The 17,961-nt window shown below is 67.3% G+C and carries 17 protein-coding genes and 1 pseudogene; 8 read left to right on the top strand and 10 right to left on the bottom strand.

From position 1 onward, the window contains the following. Positions 1 to 16: 16 nt before the first annotated feature. The 4 genes from GFS60_RS37115 to GFS60_RS37100 all read left to right on the top strand — a co-directional run bounded on the left by GFS60_RS37115 (position 17) and on the right by GFS60_RS37100 (position 3,882). Positions 17 to 1,275, top strand: a protein-coding gene (locus GFS60_RS37115) for an IS3 family transposase (RefSeq protein ID WP_159929600.1) whose coding sequence is annotated in 2 segments (ribosomal slippage) — positions 17 to 362 and positions 362 to 1,275 — 1,260 coding nt in all. Because the reading frame shifts where the segments join, the coding sequence is not laid out codon by codon here. Between the two features lie 1,126 nt (positions 1,276 to 2,401). Next, on the top strand, positions 2,402 to 2,653 hold the full coding sequence (locus GFS60_RS37110) for a metal-sensitive transcriptional regulator (protein ID WP_328799869.1): 252 nt from the start codon (positions 2,402 to 2,404) through the stop codon (positions 2,651 to 2,653). A gap of 295 nt (positions 2,654 to 2,948) precedes the next feature. Further along, complete coding sequence (locus tag GFS60_RS37105; protein WP_159929596.1) at positions 2,949 to 3,599, top strand: DUF305 domain-containing protein; 651 nt, start codon at positions 2,949 to 2,951, stop codon at positions 3,597 to 3,599. A gap of 55 nt (positions 3,600 to 3,654) precedes the next feature. Continuing rightward, a complete protein-coding gene (locus GFS60_RS37100; protein ID WP_442972241.1) occupies positions 3,655 to 3,882 on the top strand; it encodes a heavy-metal-associated domain-containing protein in 228 nt (75 codons plus the stop codon). 31 nt (positions 3,883 to 3,913) lie between these two features. Here GFS60_RS37100 and GFS60_RS37095 read toward each other — a convergent pair whose 3' ends face one another. From GFS60_RS37095 to GFS60_RS37085, 3 genes are read right to left on the bottom strand one after another with little or no spacing between them, the layout of a single operon-like run. After that, on the bottom strand, positions 3,914 to 4,249 hold the full coding sequence (locus GFS60_RS37095) for a LuxR family transcriptional regulator (RefSeq protein ID WP_159929592.1): 336 nt from the start codon (positions 4,247 to 4,249) through the stop codon (positions 3,914 to 3,916). Then, positions 4,246 to 5,403: a sensor histidine kinase gene (locus GFS60_RS37090; RefSeq protein ID WP_159929590.1), complete on the bottom strand. Its 1,158-nt coding sequence runs from the start codon at positions 5,401 to 5,403 to the stop codon at positions 4,246 to 4,248. The genes GFS60_RS37095 and GFS60_RS37090 overlap by 4 nt, the downstream gene beginning before the upstream one ends. Continuing rightward, positions 5,400 to 6,164 carry a response regulator transcription factor gene (locus GFS60_RS37085; RefSeq protein WP_159929588.1) on the bottom strand — a complete coding sequence of 255 codons (765 nt, stop codon included), beginning with the start codon at positions 6,162 to 6,164 and terminating at the stop codon, positions 5,400 to 5,402. The genes GFS60_RS37090 and GFS60_RS37085 overlap by 4 nt, the downstream gene beginning before the upstream one ends. Positions 6,165 to 6,295: 131 nt before the next feature. Between GFS60_RS37085 and GFS60_RS37080 the strand changes: the two genes are divergently transcribed. Together GFS60_RS37080 and GFS60_RS37075 are read left to right on the top strand one after the other, a co-directional pair. Further along, positions 6,296 to 6,553, top strand: a complete 258-nt coding sequence (locus tag GFS60_RS37080) for an SHOCT domain-containing protein (RefSeq protein WP_159929586.1) — start codon at positions 6,296 to 6,298, stop codon at positions 6,551 to 6,553. Positions 6,554 to 6,646: 93 nt separating this feature from the next. Continuing rightward, positions 6,647 to 8,215: a multicopper oxidase family protein gene (locus GFS60_RS37075; protein ID WP_159929584.1), complete on the top strand. Its 1,569-nt coding sequence runs from the start codon at positions 6,647 to 6,649 to the stop codon at positions 8,213 to 8,215. Positions 8,216 to 8,227: 12 nt separating this feature from the next. Here GFS60_RS37075 and GFS60_RS40075 read toward each other — a convergent pair whose 3' ends face one another. The 5 genes from GFS60_RS40075 to GFS60_RS37055 all read right to left on the bottom strand — a co-directional run bounded on the left by GFS60_RS40075 (position 8,228) and on the right by GFS60_RS37055 (position 13,258). Continuing rightward, the gene (locus GFS60_RS40075; protein ID WP_257016351.1) at positions 8,228 to 8,359 is read right to left on the bottom strand and encodes a hypothetical protein; all 132 of its coding nucleotides are present in this window, start codon (positions 8,357 to 8,359) and stop codon (positions 8,228 to 8,230) included. 779 nt (positions 8,360 to 9,138) lie between these two features. Then, the gene (locus GFS60_RS37070) at positions 9,139 to 9,483 is read right to left on the bottom strand and encodes a metal-sensitive transcriptional regulator (protein ID WP_128644132.1); all 345 of its coding nucleotides are present in this window, start codon (positions 9,481 to 9,483) and stop codon (positions 9,139 to 9,141) included. 289 nt (positions 9,484 to 9,772) lie between these two features. Then, positions 9,773 to 12,043, bottom strand: a complete 2,271-nt coding sequence (locus GFS60_RS37065) for a heavy metal translocating P-type ATPase (RefSeq protein ID WP_159929582.1) — start codon at positions 12,041 to 12,043, stop codon at positions 9,773 to 9,775. Between the two features lie 26 nt (positions 12,044 to 12,069). Beyond that, a complete protein-coding gene (locus GFS60_RS37060; protein ID WP_159929580.1) occupies positions 12,070 to 13,014 on the bottom strand; it encodes a hypothetical protein in 945 nt (314 codons plus the stop codon). Positions 13,015 to 13,051: 37 nt separating this feature from the next. After that, a complete protein-coding gene (locus GFS60_RS37055) occupies positions 13,052 to 13,258 on the bottom strand; it encodes a heavy-metal-associated domain-containing protein (protein WP_133987567.1) in 207 nt (68 codons plus the stop codon). Positions 13,259 to 13,579: 321 nt separating this feature from the next. Between GFS60_RS37055 and GFS60_RS37050 the strand changes: the two are divergent. Next, positions 13,580 to 14,080 (top strand): annotated as a pseudogene (locus GFS60_RS37050) (MFS transporter); the annotation flags it as partial. Between the two features lie 229 nt (positions 14,081 to 14,309). On the opposite strand, the gene GFS60_RS37045 reads toward GFS60_RS37050, so the two are convergent. Beyond that, complete coding sequence (locus GFS60_RS37045; protein ID WP_236603746.1) at positions 14,310 to 14,780, bottom strand: DUF2182 domain-containing protein; 471 nt, start codon at positions 14,778 to 14,780, stop codon at positions 14,310 to 14,312. Between the two features lie 296 nt (positions 14,781 to 15,076). After that, on the bottom strand, positions 15,077 to 15,712 hold the full coding sequence (locus GFS60_RS37040) for a DUF1326 domain-containing protein (protein ID WP_159929576.1): 636 nt from the start codon (positions 15,710 to 15,712) through the stop codon (positions 15,077 to 15,079). A gap of 740 nt (positions 15,713 to 16,452) precedes the next feature. Between GFS60_RS37040 and GFS60_RS37035 the strand changes: the two genes are divergently transcribed. Beyond that, positions 16,453 to 17,760 carry a carboxylate-amine ligase gene (locus tag GFS60_RS37035; protein WP_159929574.1) on the top strand — a complete coding sequence of 436 codons (1,308 nt, stop codon included), beginning with the start codon at positions 16,453 to 16,455 and terminating at the stop codon, positions 17,758 to 17,760. The last annotated feature ends 201 nt before the right edge of the window (positions 17,761 to 17,961 follow it).

The raw sequence follows: 17,961 nt of genomic DNA, 5'->3' as shown, positions 1-17,961 counted from the left end.
GAGATGATCTTCAGTCATGTCACGAAAGAACTACTCGGAGGAGTTTCGGCGCCAGGCGGTCGAGTTGTACGAGTCCACGCCGGGCGCGACGCTACGAGGTATCGCCGCTGATCTCGGGATCGTGCGCGGCACCCTCACGGGCTGGATCGACCAATACGGGACCGGCACCAAAACCCACGCCGACGGCACCCGGGTGCCCACCCCGGCACGACCCCACAGCCCACGCTCCGGCGCCGGTGACGCACCGGAGACCGTCGAGCAGAAACTCGCCCGCCTCGAAGCCGAGAACGCCGCCCTACGAGCCGAGACGACCAAGCTCACCACCGAGCGCGAGATCCTCCGCCAGGCGGCCAAATATTTCGCCGGGGAGACGAAATGGTGAACCGCTTCCGCTTCGTCGCCGACCACTCCGACACCTACGAGGTGAAGCGGTTATGCGAGCTCGTCGAGGCCAAGCGCTCGTCCTACTACGCCTGGAAATCCGCCGAGCCGGCGAGGACCGCTCGCGCCGAGGACGACGCGCAGCTGGCCGAACGAATCCGGGTGATCCACACCGAGGACAACACCTACGGAGCACCGCGGATCACTGCCGAACTCAACGACGGTGTCCCCCCTGACGAAAAAGTCAACCACAAGCGAGTGGCCCGAGTGATGCGAGAGAACGACATCGTCGGCTACCGACGCCGACGACGCGTCACCACCACAGTTCCCGAACCGGCCGATCACAAGGTACTCGACCTGCTCAAACGCGACTTCACCGCCGACGCACCGAACCGCACGTACGTAGGCGACATTACGTATTTGCCTATCGAAGGAGGAGCCAACCTGTACCTGGCGACGGTCATCGACTGCTACTCCCGCAAACTCGCCGGCTGGGCGATCGCCGACCATATGCGCACCGACCTCGTCGCCGACGCCCTCCGTGCCGCCTCTCACGATCGTAACGGACTGGCCGGGGCCGTATTTCACAGCGACCACGGAAGTCAATACACGTCAACGGAATTCGCCGCTCTCTGCGACCGTCTCGGCGTCACCCAGTCGATGGGCATGGTCGGCACGAGCGCCGACAACAGCCTCGCCGAATCTTTCAACGCCGCCCTCAAACGAGAAGTCCTCCAGAACGCGAACACCTGGCCCGACGAGGCCACATGCCGGCGCCAGGTGTTCCGCTGGGTCACCCGCTACAACACCAGAAGGAGGCATTCCTGGTGCGGACACCGGTCCCCGAACACCTACGAGAGTCTCTACACAGCTACGCTGGCATCCGCCGCGTAATCCACCACCCGTGTCCACAAGCCGGGGGTAAGGCCCCTCCGCCGCAGCCGTTAGCCGAGCTGGCCGCAGGGACGGCACGTGCCGCTGCTGTCATAGTGACACTGTAACTGCGTCGACGAGGACAGCGCGGCGAGCTTGCGCGCCCGAACTCACCGCCCAACCGGATTCGTTCGCGTACCACCTCACCGGTGTGGGTCATCGAGTGTTGGTGAAGACGACGAAACCGCTACCGCTTCCTCGATCGAATTGGGCAGGATTGGCCCGCCCCGGCCTGGAGGTCTGGTCATCTGCACTTCAATCCGGAAGGCACACGGCAGCCGATTTCGTCGCCCGCGGCCACGTTCTAGGATGGGATCGTGGTCCTCTTCTACGAGGTTTTGTTGGTTTTCGCTGCCTTGCTCATCACATGGTTCTCGCTGTACGTCATCTATCGTTTGATCACCGAGGAAGATTTGAACCGCCGATTCCGGTGATTGCTGGTGATTACCCGGGGTCGTCGGAGGCAGGGATGACCGGGTGATGCTGCCGCGGTCGCGTTCACTGGCCCCGAATCTCCGTGCCACGGCAACTCTGATACCGAACGGCCACCGACATGACGTCGGCCGCAGGAGTCTGCCCGTCGCAGTGATCTGCTGCCAGTCCGATGAGGTTGTCGCCGAACATCGTTCGGGTCAATTGTCCGAGTTGAGGTGCCAATCCTCGCGCCTGACGACGTGACGGCCCGTGCCCTGCCGCTCGTATTTGCGCGTCGCCGCGCCACCACCCGCCATGGAGGTAAAGCTTCTTCAGCAAATCTTCACAGAAATCCTCGGCTTGAACCGGCAATGAACTGACAGTCTTGAACGAGAGACGGGCGCAGGGCGCCGTCGGGTTTGATCGAGGTGGGATAAGGGACGAGGAGTGGATGTGTCGCAGTGCCGACGAACACCGATCGGGATTGTGTGCCCGCGACGTGCGGATCCAACTGTCACCGCCTCTGTCGACACACCGGGTTGGTCAGGAATCGTGCTCGATCCACCACCGGCGACTCGGCCGCTGAATCGTCCCCTGCGTCCGCAATCACCGGCTATACCGGAGGTGGGTATATTGAGAGGTGGAGAACGCGGCCTGGCGAGAGGAGTCGGCAGTGAGCACCGAACCCCCCGAGGCCAGGCATCGCCACATCCAGTCCAAGGGCGCCTACCTTCCGCGCCTGCGGCGCATCGAAGGACAGGCCCGCGGCCTTCAACGGATGGTCGACGAAGAGAAATATTGTATCGACATCCTCACCCAGATCTCCGCGATGACCAAGGCCCGCCAGGCCGTGGTGCTGGGCCTGCTCGAGCAGCACATCAGCCACTGCGTGGTCAATACCGCCGCGGCCGGCGATCGCGTCTAGGCCGACGCGAAGATCGTAGAGGCATCCGACGCCATCGCACGTCTCGTGCGGTCCTGACTGCAAATCTGTCATCGAAGGGCATGGCGCCGAATGGGGGCCCGGACAGCCCGCCGAGCCGGAAGCGGGCGCGCGCCCAGGTGCTTGGAATCAGTCAAGCCGCCAAGGTCATGGAGTTCGACAGCCTCGCGCGATCTCCGACGGGTGCGGGCGTGAACGCTTGGCCCCCACTGCACAACTGCCCGACGTCTTGCGTGATCAGCACGTGTGTGCACTGTGAGAAAGGAATTCCCCTGTCATGAAGAAGAAGTCCCTCGCCGCCGGCGCAGCCGCGGTTGCTGCCCTGGTCGCGTTGACCGCCTGTAGCAACTCCAGCAACGATCAGGCCACGCAGACCAGCAGCTCGGCGAGCGTCACCGCCACCACAGCGGCCGCCGATACCCACAACCAGGCGGACGTGACGTTCGCGCAGCAGATGATTCCGCATCACGCCCAGGCGATCGAGATGAGCGATGTCGTGCTCGCCAAGGACGGTATCGACCCTCGGGTGACCGATCTGGCCAACCAGATCAAGGCAGCCCAAGGCCCGGAGATCGAGGAACTGCAGGGCTGGTTGACCGAGTGGGGACAGTCCAGTATGCCGATGTCCACGTCCGGGATGATGACTCCGGGTCAGAGTATGTCGATGCCGGGCATGGAGATGCCAGGCGATAGCGGGATGGGAATGATGTCCGCCGAGGACATGACCGCACTGCAGAACGCTCAGGGCGTGGACGCCAGCCGGCTCTTCCTCACGCAGATGATCGCCCATCACCAGGGCGCGATCGCCATGGCGCAGACCGAGATCGACTCCGGTCAGTATCCCGACGCCGTCGCGATGGCACGCACCATCGCCGACACCCAGCAGCAGGAGATCGTCACGATGCAGAACATCCTGGCCTCGCTGTGACACCCGGCTTCGGGGATTCGAACACCCGCCGATGACCTCGTCCGAGGAGAACATAGTGAGCACCACCACCGGCTACCACGTGTCCGGCATGACCTGCGCGCATTGCGTGAAGGCGGTCACCGAGGAACTCGACCGTCTCGATGCAGTGACGAGCGTCGACATCGACCTGGTCCCCGGCGGGGACTCTCGGGTGAGGGTCACCAGCAGCCGGCCACTGCCGCTCGAGCAGGTACGTCATGCCGGCGACGAGGCCGGCTACTCGCTGTCCGACCCGCCCACCTGATTCGCCCCTCGGCGTGCCCTCCCCGGGGGCGTCAGGAAGGTTTCGCGACGGTGAGCACGAGGACGGACTCGACCAGCGCCTCGACCCGGGGAGGATGCGCCGCGGGGATCGTCACCAGATCACCCGCCACCGCATCGTCGTGGCTGTCACGGCAGGTCAACCGGACCCGACCGCACATGATGTACACGGTGGCCTCGCCGTGAATGGGAACATCGGCTAATCGCCGGCCCGGGGTGAGTGCGATGAGAGTCTGGCGCAGCCGGTGCTCGTGACCACCGTAGACCGTTTCCGCGCTCCGTCCGCTCGGAGCGCTGCGGGCGTGCGCGAGCCGGTGCCGGGCGATCGCCGTCACCGAGTACTTCCTCATCGCTGATCCCGGCGCCGCGGAAAGGTGATGGTGAAGGTACTGCCGGTTCCGGGGCCGTCACTGCGGGCGGTGATGTGACCGCGCTGCGCTTCGACGAGGGCCTTGGCGATCGCCAGTCCGATCCCGGCTCCGCCGTGTTCGCGGTCGCGTGCCGCATCGACACGGTAGAACCGCTCGAACAGATGCGGGAGGTGTTCGGCGGCGATTCCGTCGCCGGTGTCGGTCACCTCGATCACCAGCAGCTCGGGTCGCTGTTCCGCGGTCACCTCCACCCGACCGCCGCCGGGGGTGTGACGCAAGGCGTTGTCGAGCAGGTTGCCCAGCACCTGCCCGAGCCGCTCCGGGTCGGCCCACAGGCGGGGAAGGTGCGCAGGAACTCGAGAGGTCAGTGCCACCTGCTTCGCTGCGTAGCGGTCCGCCGCGGCGGTCAGGGTGGTGGAGATCAGCGCGGCGGGGTCCACCGAGGTGGGCTCGATCGAGGTCCGGCTCTCTTCCGCATGGGAGAGTGCGCTGACGTCGTCCGAGAAACGGACCAGCCTGCGGGTCTGATCGCGCAGCATCGTGATCGTGTCGGCATCCAATGTCTCGACCTCGTCCTCGAGGGCCTCCATGTACGCCTCGAGCACCGACACCGGGGTGCGGATCTCGTGGGCGAGGTCACCGAGCAGTTGGCGGCGGGTGGTCTCGACCGATTCGAGCCCGGCGGCCATCCGGTTGAACGCCTCGGCGAGTGCGTCGAAATCGTCCCCCAGGTGCGGGGGAGTGACCCGGATGTCGTAGCGCCCGTCGGCCACCGCGGTCGCCGCGGAGGACACCTCGGTCACGGACCGTTGCAGGCGCCGACTGAAATACCAGGTCACCACCAACGCGGCCAGGGAGGCCACCCCGAGTGCGACCGCCAGGGAAATGGCTGTGGCGGAGCGGTACGCCTGCTCGGCGTGGAATTGCTCGTCGGACGAGGCCGGTACCCCGGCACGGTGCAGGTGCTCGCGGAAGAGCGGGGGGCCCGCGAACACCGCGACCACCCAGCAGGTGGCGGCGCCCGCAACCAGGACCAGCGATTGCGCCAGCAGCAGCCGCGCGCCGAGGCCGGGGCCGCGGCTGCGCACCGGAACTGGGGCGAGGGTGCGGGGTCGGTCCCGATGCGAGGTCATTGCCCGGTCCCCATCCGGTACCCGATGCCGCGGACGGTGGTGACGTACCGGGGCGCGGCGGGGTCGTCGCCGAGCTTGCGGCGCAAATGACCGACATGTACGTCGACGAGGTGCTCGTTCCCGACCCAGGACTCTTCCCACACGGCCTCGATCAACTGGCGTCGGCTAAATGCCATACCCGGCCGGGACGACAGCGCCGCCAGCACATCGAACTCGGTGCGGGTCAACATCACCGGGTCTCCGTCGAGATGAACCTCCCGGCCCGCGATGTCGATTCTCAGTGCCCCGAAGACCCGCGGCGGAGCCTCATCCCCGCCTGGCCCGGGTGGCGGTGTCTCGTACGCCGGTGCCTTCCGGGGTCGGCGCAACATGGCGCGGATGCGGGCCACCAGCTCCCGGGGGCTGAACGGTTTGGTGACGTAGTCGTCGGCGCCAACGGACAATCCGATGATGGTGTCCACTTCCGCACTGCGGGCGGTCAGCATCACCACATAGGGATCGGAGAACGTCCGCAGTGCCCGGCACACCTCGATTCCGTCCATGCCCGGCAGCCCGAGGTCGAGGACCACGATATCCGGGTCGATCTCCCGGGCCAGAGCCAGCGCATCGACCCCGTTGTAGGCGACGGCGACCTCGAAGTGCTCCCGTTCGAGATAACTGGCGACGACCGCCGCCAGCGGGCGTTCGTCGTCGACCACCAAGGCCCGATATCCGGCGGCGCTGTCAGGCGGGAGGTGTGGCGCGTGGTTCATGGTCTCCATCGTCGCCGGTGTCCTTCCCGATCGGTGCAGGTCATCCTGAACTGGTCATATCTTCAGCGAAACTACACAGAACCCTCATCGATTCACCGCGATCTATCACCACGATGGAGAGAAACGGAAGGTGAACAGCCATGATGTGGTGGAACGACGGAATGGGGTACGAAATGGGCTGGGGCGGCTGGGTACTGATGGCCGTGGTGATGGTCGCGTTCTGGGGGTTGGTTGTTGCCGGGGTGTTGGCAATGTTCCGCAGCATGCGAACGGACCGCACCGCGCCCTTCGACCCCGACGCTCGGGCCCGGGAAATTCTCGACGAACGATTCGCTAGAGGTGAGATCGACGCCGAAGAATACCGCCGCCGCAGGGACGAATTGCGCGCCCGGCAGTGACACGTGAGCGATCTGCCGTGTCGATGGCAGGTTGGCGGGCAGCCAGTAACATCCTCGCGCACGCTGCAGGGCCTGTAAGGATTGGGGGCGGACGTGCCTGAGTGCGGTGCCGGACTGAGTCGGCGCACCTTCCTCCTCGCCGCCGCCGCAGGACTGGGCGGCCTCGCAGTGTCTGCCTGTACCCGCGGATCACCGTTTTCCGGACCCCATCCGGTCGATGCGAACGCCGTCTCGGCCGCCGAGGCAGCCCGCCCCCACACCGGCCGCACCGTCGACGCCGCCCTGACCCCGCAGACCACCGACATCGACCTCGGCGGGATACAAGTGCGCACCCTCGCCTACGGCAACACCGTTCCCGGGAAGACGATTCGGGCCAACGTCGGCGACGAGGTCGCTGTCGCCCTCACCAACGGCCTCGACCACGAGACCTCCGTGCACTGGCACGGCATTGCGCTGCGCAACGACATGGACGGGGCCAGCCCCGCAAGCCCCGACATCGGACCGGGTCAACGCTTCACCTACCGATTCTCGGTGCCGCATGCGGGCACCTACTGGGCGCACCCGCACGTCGGCCTCGACACCGACTACGGGCTATACCTGCCCGTCATCGTCGACGACCCGAACGAACCCGGAAAATACGACGCCGAATGGATCGTCGTCCTCGACGACTGGACCGACGGTATCGGCCCCGGCCCCCGGCAGATCCTCTCGAACCTGCAATCGGGTGGGATGGGATCGATGGGCGGACCAGGCGGCATGGGGAACATGCCCGGGATGGGAGGAATGGGCGGTGGCTCGGATCGATCCGGCGCCCCCACCTCGAGTGCGACGTCGAACGGGGTGGGCACCAGCAGCCTCCTGGGCGGCGACGCCGGCGACATCGTCTACCCGCACTACCTGATCAACGGGCGACTCCCGACCGCACCGACGACGTTCACAGCCACACCCGGCCAGCGCCTGCGGGTCCGCATCATCAACGCCGGCGCCGACACCGCCTTCCGCATCGCCCTGGCCGGGCACACCATGACCGTCACCCACACCGACGGCTACCCGATCACCCCGGTCGACGTCGACGCCCTCCTGCTCGGCATGGGTGAACGCTACGACGTGATCGTCACCGCCGGGGACGGGATCTTCCCCCTTGTCGCGGCGGCCGAAGGCAAGAACGCGCACGCCCTAGCCTTGCTGCACACCGGCGCCGGCGCCGCACCCGACCCGGCATTCCAGCCCCGCGAACTCGACGGCCGGGTCGGGACCGTGGACACCTTCGTCGCCGCCGACACCGTCCTGCTCCCCCCGGGGCGACCGGAGGTGAACCTCGCGGCGGATCTCGGCGGGAACATGATGGGCTACGACTGGACCATCAACGGCCGCCCCTACGACCAGACCGAGCCATTGACGATCCGGCAAGGCCAATATGCCCGCCTGACCTTCACGAACATGACGATGATGTGGCATCCGATGCACCTGCACGGGCACACCTTCCGGGTCGTCAAACCCGACGGCACCCCAGGCCCGCGCAAGGACACCGTCATCGTGCCGCCGATGCGTTCGGTCGCGGTGGACCTGGTCGCCGACAATCCCGGTGACTGGATGCTGCACTGCCACAACGCTTACCACCAGGAGTCAGGGATGATGACCCGCCTCGACTACGACAGTTGAGGCGGTGACCGGTCATCGGCCCTGCACTGATCTCTCGACGAGACCCACCGCCCGATGTAGCCACGACACCGCCACCCGATCCGAGAAGGAGGTGAGGAGAATGGGAATGACCATGATGGACATGATGATGATGTGTATGCGCATGATGGGCATAATGCCGCCGATGATGACTATGCCGCCCATGTGAGGCGATACTCGGCTAGAACTGCCACATCCGTCGCGCGCGCCGTCTCGGCCCGTGAACAACCTGTTTGAGGCGCCACGTCAGGCGCATATGTCGTTTGCTGACAACACTGACCGACATGATGTGGTGCCCGAGGCAGTAGCCGAGGGAAGTGGTCGTGCAGGAGGTCGGGAGGTCTCCGGGGCGTAAGGACCCCTGTAGGCAGCCCCGCCAAGCGGTTTCCAGCTTTGCACGCCCATGACCCACGAACGGCCCCTCCCATTTGGAGGGGCCTTCGTCGTGTCGCAGAGCTTCGCGACGGTGCTACGGTGCGCGACCTTCGCCCCACCCACCAGGCGGCCGCCACGCCCCATGGCCCAAGATCCACGCTCAGCATGCACGTCTGGGGATCCCCAGCAGAGGGTTCGTGCGTGGTCATGGGTGGTACACGAACGGGGCTTCACAGGAGGTCATCTTGGCGGCCGATCTCGGAGCAAAGGGCTACGCCTGGACCGTCAACGATCGCCCCTACGATCACACACAGCCCCGACGATCCGTGAAGGTCGACGGGCCCCACCTGACATTCACGAACTTGGCCACGATGGGTATTCCATGCACCGGCACGGACACATCGTTCGGCCGATACACTCTCACGCAGCTGGGGCTGGTCGCGGACACTGGATGATCGACTGCCACAACGGATCATCAGAAACCGGGCATGATGTCCCGGCTGGACTACACCGGATGAGCTCGGCTCGTCTCAGGAGCGGACGAGGCGGGCGATCGCGTCGGTGGCCTCTTTGATCTTCGCGTCGGCTTCGGGGCCGCCGGCGACGGCGGCGTCGACCACGCAGTGACTGAGGTGGTCCTCGAGCAGCCCCATGGCGACGGCCTGCAATGCCTTGGTCATCGCGGAGACCTGGGTGAGGATGTCGATGCAGTACTTGTCTTCCTCGACCATCCGCTGCAGTCCGCGGGCCTGGCCTTCGATGCGCTTGAGGCGTTTGAGGTAGGCGTCCTTTTCGGTGATGTAGCCGTGCCCGGCGTGGTCGTGGCCGTCGGTGTCGGTGGGCGCCTGGGTGGCCGGGGGGGTGTGGGTGGCCATGGTGTCCTCCTGGAATCCGAGTGTCATGCCGAGCACCCCCGATTATGCCCGCCTGGGGTATGGGGCGGCGGGGTCGGGCCGTCGAGTCGTCGGCCGGCCGCCGCCGCGGCGCACATCACCGCGCAGCGGGCCACCGCCCGGGTCGTGGGGTGTCGGGTGATTCGCATCAGCGTTGTTGTCACCGAGGACATGGTCCTCTCCTTTCGGGACTGCACGAGATGAAGGACGGGGGTGGGCGGCGCCGGCACGCGCTGCCCACCCCGCATCCCGGGTGCTTTCCTGCCCGCGGTTATCCGGCGAGGGATTTGAACCGGCGTAATCGCAGGCTGTTGCTGACCACGAACACCGAGGAGAACGCCATCGCCGCTCCGGCGAGCATCGGGTTGAGCAGCCCGGCGGCGGCCAGGGGCAGGGCGGCCACGTTGTAGGCGAAGGCCCAGAACAGGTTGCCCTTGATGGTGCCCAGCGTCTTGCGGGCCAACCGGATCGCGTCCGCGGCGGCGCGCAGGTCACCGCGGACCAGCGTCAGATCACTCGCTTCGATCGCGACGTCGGTGCCGGTGCCCATCGCCAGGCCGAGGTCGGCTTGAGCCAGGGCGGCGGCGTCGTTGACACCGTCGCCGACCATCGCGACGACCTTGCCCTGATCCTGGAGCCGCTTGACGACGTCCACCTTGTCCGCGGGCAGCACCTCGGCGATCACCTCGTCGATGCCGACCTGATCGGCGATCGCCCGGGCGGCGGCCGCGTTGTCGCCGGTGAGCATGATCGGCGTCAGGCCCAGCTCGCGCAGCTGTCCGATCGCCTCGGCCGAGGTGGCCTTGACCGCATCGGCGACCACGAGCACGGCACGGGCCCGCCCGTCCCAGCCGACCGCGACGGCGGTCTTGCCCTCGGATTCGGCCGCCGCCATGGCGGCTTCGAGACCGGCGGGCAGGTGTTGCGCCCAGTCGGCGAGCAACCGGGCCCGTCCGACGACCACGGCGTGGTCGTCGACCATGCCCTGCACCCCGAGGCCTTCAATGTTGGCGAACTGTGCCACCGCAGGCAGGGTGCCGACCTTGTCCCGGGCGCCCTTGGCGATGGCCTGGGCGATGGGGTGCTCGGAGGAGTCCTCGAGCGCCCCGGCCAGGGCCAGCACCTGCCCGGTGTCTTCCCCGTCGGCGGTGACCACGTCGAGCAGGGTCATCTTGCCGGTGGTGACGGTGCCGGTCTTGTCGAGCACCACGGTGTCGACGCGGCGGGTCGATTCGAGGACCTCGGGCCCCTTGATCAGGATGCCGAGCTGGGCGCCGCGGCCGGTGCCGACCATCAACGCGGTCGGGGTGGCCAGGCCGAGGGCGCAGGGGCAGGCGATGATCAGCACCGCAACGGCGGCGGTGAACGCGGCCGCGATGCCGCCGCCGGTGCCGATCCAGAACCCCAGTGTCGCCACGGCCAGGGCGATCACGATCGGGACGAAGACGCCGGAGATCTTGTCGGCCAGACGTTGGGCCTGCGCCTTGCCGGTCTGCGCGTCTTCGACGAGTTTCGCCATCTGCGCGAGCTGGGTGTCCGAGCCGATTCGGGTGGCGCGGACCACGATCCGTCCGCCGACGTTGACGGTGGCGCCGACGACCTGGTCGTCGGGTCCGACCTCGACGGGCACGGATTCGCCGGTCAGCATCGACGCATCGACCGCGGAGGAGCCTTCGGTGACGACACCGTCGGTGGCGATCTTCTCCCCGGGGCGGACGATGAACTCGTCCCCGACGGCCAGTTGATCGGTGGGGATGCGCTGTTCGACACCGTCGCGCAGGACGGAGACGTCTTTGGCGCCGAGTTCGAGCAGGGCCCGCAGGGCGGCCCCGGCGCGTCGCTTGGAGCGGGCTTCGAAGTAGCGGCCGGCGAGGATGAAGGTGGTCACTCCCGCGGCGGCCTCGAGGTAGATGTTTCCGGCGCCGTCGCTGCGGGAGATGGTCAGCTCGAACGGGTGGGTCATGCCGGTCATTCCGGCGGTGCCCCAGAACAGGGCGTACAGCGACCAGCCGAGGGCGGCGAGGGTGCCCATGGAGATGAGGGTGTCCATGGTCGAGGTGCCGTGCCGCAGGTTGGTGAAGGCGGCCTTGTGGAACGGCCATGCCCCCCACACCACCACCGGTGCGGCGAGGGTGAGTGAGAGCCACTGCCAGTTGGGGAACTGCAGGGCCGGAATCATGGCCATCGCGATCACCGGGACACTGAGCGCCAGCGACACGAGCAGGCGTTGACGCAGTGAGGCGGTGGGGTCATTCTCGGAGTGCCCGGCCGCCGCCGCGTCGGTGTCGGTGGACGACGCGGCGGGCGCCGGGACCTTGGCGGTGTACCCGGCCTGCTCGACGGTGGCCACGAGATCGCCGGTGGACACATCGCCGACGTAGTTGACGCGTGCCTTTTCGGTGGCGTAGTTCACCGTCGCGGTGACGCCGTCGATCTTGTTGAGTTTCTTCTCGATCCGGTTCGCGCAGGATGCGCAGGTCATGCCACCAATTTCGAGTTCGACCTGGCCGTTCGCGGTCGGGTGTTGCGTGACGGGATTCATCGTGTCCTCCTCTCCGGTTTTCGCGGTCAGTGTCCGTGCCCGGCCGGGATCGGCTCGGCGGCGGGCGCCGCGGCGCCGGGGACGTTCCCGGCGGTCAGGGTGAATTCGGCGGTCCGCACCACTCCATCGTGCTGGAAATCGAGGAAGAGGCGGTAGTCCCCGGCGCTGGGGGTGGTGACAACGAAGTCGATGCCCGGGCCGGGTGCGGTGACCCCGTCACCGGGATGGCCGTCCGGGTGCACGTGCAGGTAGCCGAGGTCGGCGGCCCGCAGGGCCACCAGGTGCCCGTACGCCCCCAGATAGGGCTGCAGATCCGTGACGGGCTGCCCGCCGCGGCTCACCGCCAGCGTCACCTTCGACGCCTGACCTGGGGTGAGGGTGCCGTCGAGGGTGACGGTATACCCGTCGACCACGGCCGTGGCGGCCACCGGAGGCAGGGGCAGCGGATCGTAGGCGCCGGCGACCTGCAGATCGGCGCCCAGGGTCAGGCCGTCACCGCCGTCGGGGGTGAAGTCGGCGAACACTCGGTACGCCCCGGCGCGGGTCAGATCGAGTGGCACGCTCCAGGTTCCGGCGGCGTCGAGTGTGGGGTGTACGTGCTGGAATCCGGCCATGTCGCGCCGCACCGCGATCAGGTGCAGTTGCTTCTCGTGACTGTCGACGTACCGTGTGACGGGCACGCCGTCGGCACCCAGGATGCGGAACCGCAGCGGCACGTCGGCGCCGGCCGCAACCTGCGCTGTGTCCAGTGCCAGGGTGTATCCGCTGTCGGTGACCATCAGTCCTTTAGGTGTCTGATCGGCGACCGGTGCGCCCGCGGTGGAATCGGGTCCGGCGTCGTGAGTCGAGGTGTCGTGGGTGTCGGCTGGTGCGGCGTCCTCGGGGCCGAGGGCGGCCCCGGCCCCGAGGGCGAGGGCGAAGACCGCGGCCAGGCCGACGGTGAATCCGGCGAACTTCGATGATGCGTTCATCGGGGGGAATCTCCTGTCCGGGTCTTGTGTAGGCCGGTCAGCCGGCGAGCTGGTATCCGGCCTCGTCGACGGCCTGGGCGATCGCGGACTGCTCGATCGGGGCGGCGGAGTCGATGTCGACCCGCCCGCTCGCGAGATCGACGTCCACGGCGGTGACACCGGGGATGCTGCCGATCTCTTCGCGGACCGAGGAGACGCAGTGGCCGCAGGTCATTCCGGTGACGGTGACGGTGGTGGTGCTCATCGGTGTCCTTCTTTCGTCGGCTTGGGATTCGATCGCGCTCGTCGCGACCCATCTACAGATTTACCATACCCCCCTACCGTATGCAATGCCAGGGGTTGCCGTACCCGCTCCCTTTGCTGCATACCCCCCGATGGTGTGCCTTGGACCCCTGATGAAAATCGGAAGGGGCCCGAACGGCCATCCGCCAGGCGTCTTGCCGTGGCGCTGCCGGGCTTGCGGCCGAAACAGTTTCGGCGTCACCGGGGTTTCCCCTTGCGTTCTCTACTATACCCCCCTATGGTATCGAATTATCCGCAGAGAGTTCGAGCAGTCTCCAGGAGGATGACCACACTGATCATGCTCGGCATGATCGTCATCGCACCGCGGGCGATGCAGAGGTTCGGGGCGAAACCGATGATCGTGACCGGTCTGATCGTGCTCGCGGCAGGTCTCGGATGGATGGCCCTGGTCCGGCCCACCGGCAATTTCTGGGTCGACGTGCTGCCCGCGTCCCTCGTGGCCGCGGCAGGTATGTCGCTCGCCTTCATTCCCTCGTTGGGCACGGCGATCTCCGCCGCCCGACCCGAAGAGGGCGGATTGGCGTCGGGCATCGTCAACGTCAGCTACCAGGTCGGCTCGGCTCTCGGCCTGGCGGCCATGACCGCAGTCGCCGCCTCGTTCGGCGCAAACCAGGTCGGCGACCTCCCCGAGCTGACGAACGGATTCTCCGCCGCCTTCCTCGGCGCCGCCGTCATCGCCCTGGCCGGTGCGGGCGTCACCGCGGTGTCGATGCGTACCCCGACGACGCAACCGGACCGCACCCCGGAAGCGGCGCTGAACTAACTGCCGCAACCGCTCTGGTGGGATTCGGACACCGTCCGAATCCCACCAGCGACGTCCATGCACCCGTGGTGATGACGCGCGCACGCTGCGTTCGCACCGAGGACGCCGGTCCGGCAGCTCGACGATGGTCCCGCGATCCTGACGGGGGCACCCGAGGTCGGGGGTCGGTCTGCGGTCGATTTGGCGTCGTCGTCCGGTGCGCCCGATCGCGCTGGTGCCGGTTCCGTCGTCACATGCCCGACATCGGCGAGGGCACATCCGGCATGGGTGACAGCGACTGCAGCAGCGACGGGTGGACGAGGACGGCGACCCCGAGCAGGACGACCGCGGTCCCGACCACCCGGGTGATCGCGACCGAATGGCGGGAGTTCTTCTCGGCCAAGAAGATTACGGCGACCGCCGCCATCCAGGTCAGGTTCATCAACCCAACGACGAGCAGGACCGCCATCAACGCCCAGCAGCAGCCCAGGCAGTACAGCCCGTGTGAGGCACCCGCACGGAAGGTCCCCGGCAGACCGGTTCCGAAGTCGTGCGTCGCGAGGAACGTCAGCGGGGTGCGGCAGGCCCGCAGGCACGCCTGCTTCCACCGGGTGAACTGGTATCCGCCGGCGATGACCAGCACACCACCGGCCGCGACCTCGACCCACGTCGAGCCGTGCGCGATCCGGCGGAAGCCGAGCAGCACCGCCAGAGGAACCACAAGACGGCGGCCCCCATGTCGAAAGGCATGGCCGTGCCGACCCACGCGAAACCCTGCACCATCGACTCCATGCCGCCCGCAGTACCGATGGTGCGCCACCACGCCACCCCGGCAAGGGCGACCAGAATCCCCACCATGGCGAGCGTCGCCCGGCGTTCGAGGGCACTGTAGGCCATCCGGGGAGTGTCGATCCTCGTCGGCTGGCTCATCGGCACTCCTCCGTCACGCCCCACCGCCTCACCCCTGCCGAGGCTGGGCCGCACCACCACCGCGTTATCGCGGTGCACTGCTGCGAGTCAGAACTTGCCGGCCGCTCCGGCGGGCGCCATCCGGTTCTCGCTGGACCACTCGACGCGCGAGTAGTACGCGTTGTTGCCCGGGTGCTCGAATGTCACTCCGTCGACGTCGAGCCGCAGCACCGAGGTGGTGCCGATCTGACCGTCCTGGAAGATGAACCCGTCCTTGAGCACCATGTGCGGTTGGTGCTTCTCCCCGGTCACCGGGTTGGTGAAGCTCTGCATCTGAACGACCAATTTGTCGCCGACCTGGACTCGGGAATCGGTGTCCCGGTCGTCGATCTCGATCGTCTCGAAAAACGGACCATGGATCTCGCTGACGGTCGCGGCGAGGATCTCCCAGGGCAGACCGGGATCCTCGGCGGTGAGGATCGGCAGCAGGGCCTGACGCTGCTCGGGGTTCGCGTCGATGAACAGTGCCATCGTGCCGTTGCCTTCATGGATGGCGCCGGGCCATTTCACCGCGCTCGCGACCTTCGCCCCGGCCAGATCGACGCCGTCGCGGTCACCCCCGGTGACCTCGAATCCGACCACCCCGTCACAGTTTCCGTGGCTGGGAAAGCCGCTCATGTTGCACGGGCACCCCAGGTCGCAGTTGCAGGCCTCGTAGTAGTTTGCCGAGATTCGCCAGGCCATGTCGCTCACTCCTCGTCGCTGAATCGTTTCGCTAGGTCATCATGCGCAGCCCCGTGGGTGCCCCCGCAATCCATCCGCTCAGCGCACAGCCGACAGCCCCGATCGAGCCGGGTATCTACCCATGCTCCCACTTCGCTACAACGCGAACAACGATCCGGGAAGCGGGCGCGGATTTCGTTCGATCCGCCCTTCCGCCGACCCGCCCGAATACCGGCCACCGATCCTGCAGGCTTCTTGACTGCTCACGCCCTTGTTCGCGAGATCAAAATGAGCGCGCCGTTCCCGATGTAGTGCCTCGCCAAGTGAGGAACCACGTGCTTCCGTATCTTCAATTCCATCGCAACCCGGAACTGTCGGGTGTTGCAACGACCGAGAGAACCCAAAGCGCCGGCCGCGGGCCCTTCCGATCAGGACCGCGTTGATCGGCGTAGCGCTCCGCGCGGGTCGCGCTAATGCTGCATTGCGATGGGCCGCTGTGCGCGCGTACATTGGAGTTCGCGGATCGAGATCGTCGTCGGCAACGGTGAAGAGACTCGAGAAGCAGAGATCCGGCCGAGAATGTGTCAGCATTCCCGGCCGAACCCCTGTCTGGGGCGTGTCCGGTGACCTCCACGGCGTCAGCGCTCCCGAAGACGTTCGCAGCCGCTCTGGGGGATCACGGTCGGCACGTCCCGACGGCTGCCCGGGGGGCGAGTTCCCGTGCCCTGGTCACACCCGCACGGGCGTGCAACGCTGAGTCCATGGAGGTAATTCCGCGGCAGGCCGAGTCGCAGACCTTGAGGGCGGCGGTTCTTCCGGCGAGTCCTGCGGATTCGGCCCCATGCGGCGCGTCCGGGGCTCCTCCCACGATCGGGGTCGAGGAGGAGTTCATCCTGGTCGACTCCCACACCGGCGTTCCACTCCTGTCCAACGCCGCGGTGGCGGCGGCCGGCACGGCGCTCGGCATCGACCTGCAGCTCGAACTCTCGCAGTGCCAGATCGAAGCCGCCACCCCGGTCTGCGCGCGGATATCGGATCTGGATCGGGCGCTGTGCAGGACTCGATCACTCGCCGTAGCCGCGGCCGCCCGGTCCGGGACCCGATTGCTCGCCGCCGGGGTTCCGGTTCTCGGGCCGTTGCCGCGGGCGATCACCGACACCCCGCGGTACCGGCGGATGGCCGACGGGTTCGGTGCACTCGCCGAGCAGGTGATCTGCGGCTGCCACGTCCATGTCTGCGTTCCCGACCGAGACACGGCGGTGCAGGTCAGCAATCACCTGCGCCCCTGGCTGCCCACACTGCTGGCGCTGACCGCGAACTCGCCGATCGCCGCCAACGTGGACACCGGATATGCCAGCTGGCGGCACATCCTGTGGGCGCGGTGGCCGAGCGCGGGACCGCCACCGTATTTCCGGTCGGCGCGACACTACGACGCCGCGGTCGCGACGATGCTGGACTGCGGCAGCATCCTCGATCCGGCGATGGTCTACTGGGATGTACGGTTGTCGGCTCATCTGCCCACCATCGAGATCCGCATCAGCGACGTCCCCGCCACGGTGCACGAGACCGTGCTGCTCGCCGTCCTGGTCCGGGCCCTGGTCACCACCGCACTGTCCGCCCTCGATCGCGGGGATCTCGCCCGGCCCGTCGGCGACGACCTGCTGCGGGCGGCGTGCTGGCGCGCCGCCCGCGACGGTCTGACCGGACACGGAATCGACACCGCCGCACAGAATGTGATTCCCGCGCCCCGGCTGCTCGCCCTCCTTCTCGCGCATGTCCGCACCGCCCTCGAGGACACCGGCGACTATGCGGGTACCCGGGCGGCGGTGGCGTGGGTCCTGGCCCACGGCAACGGCGCCGTCCATCAGCGACGCGCCCTGCGCACCGGCACGCTCGCCGACGTGGTCCGTACGGTCGCCGACCGCACCGCCGATATCTGCCCGCCCGGCGACGCCCACTGGGCAGCCCCGGATCCAGCCTCGCACCCGGCGGATGCTCCCGAATCGCCTGCGCGGGCCGGGGAATGGCCGGTGTCTCCGTCGACCCGCAGACTTTCAGGCGATCGATGAGACAGACGGGCCTACCGCATCTCGAGCGAGGCATCGTCCAGATCGACCGCTACGAGGAATGTGGGCCCTGACCGGCGGGTGGTCGGCTTGACCTACAGGCCGGGCCAAACGCACTTAACTCATCATTCGCGGGCGAGGTCCCGGGCTCACAGCAAGGGTGCGATAGCCGGTGTCGGCGAAAGCAACCGCGCTCGACACCGG

Source organism: Rhodococcus sp. WAY2 (assembly GCF_009859915.1).
Lineage (GTDB): Bacteria > Actinomycetota > Actinomycetes > Mycobacteriales > Mycobacteriaceae > Rhodococcus_F > Rhodococcus_F oxybenzonivorans.
This window is presented reverse-complemented; position numbering and strand designations above follow the sequence as displayed.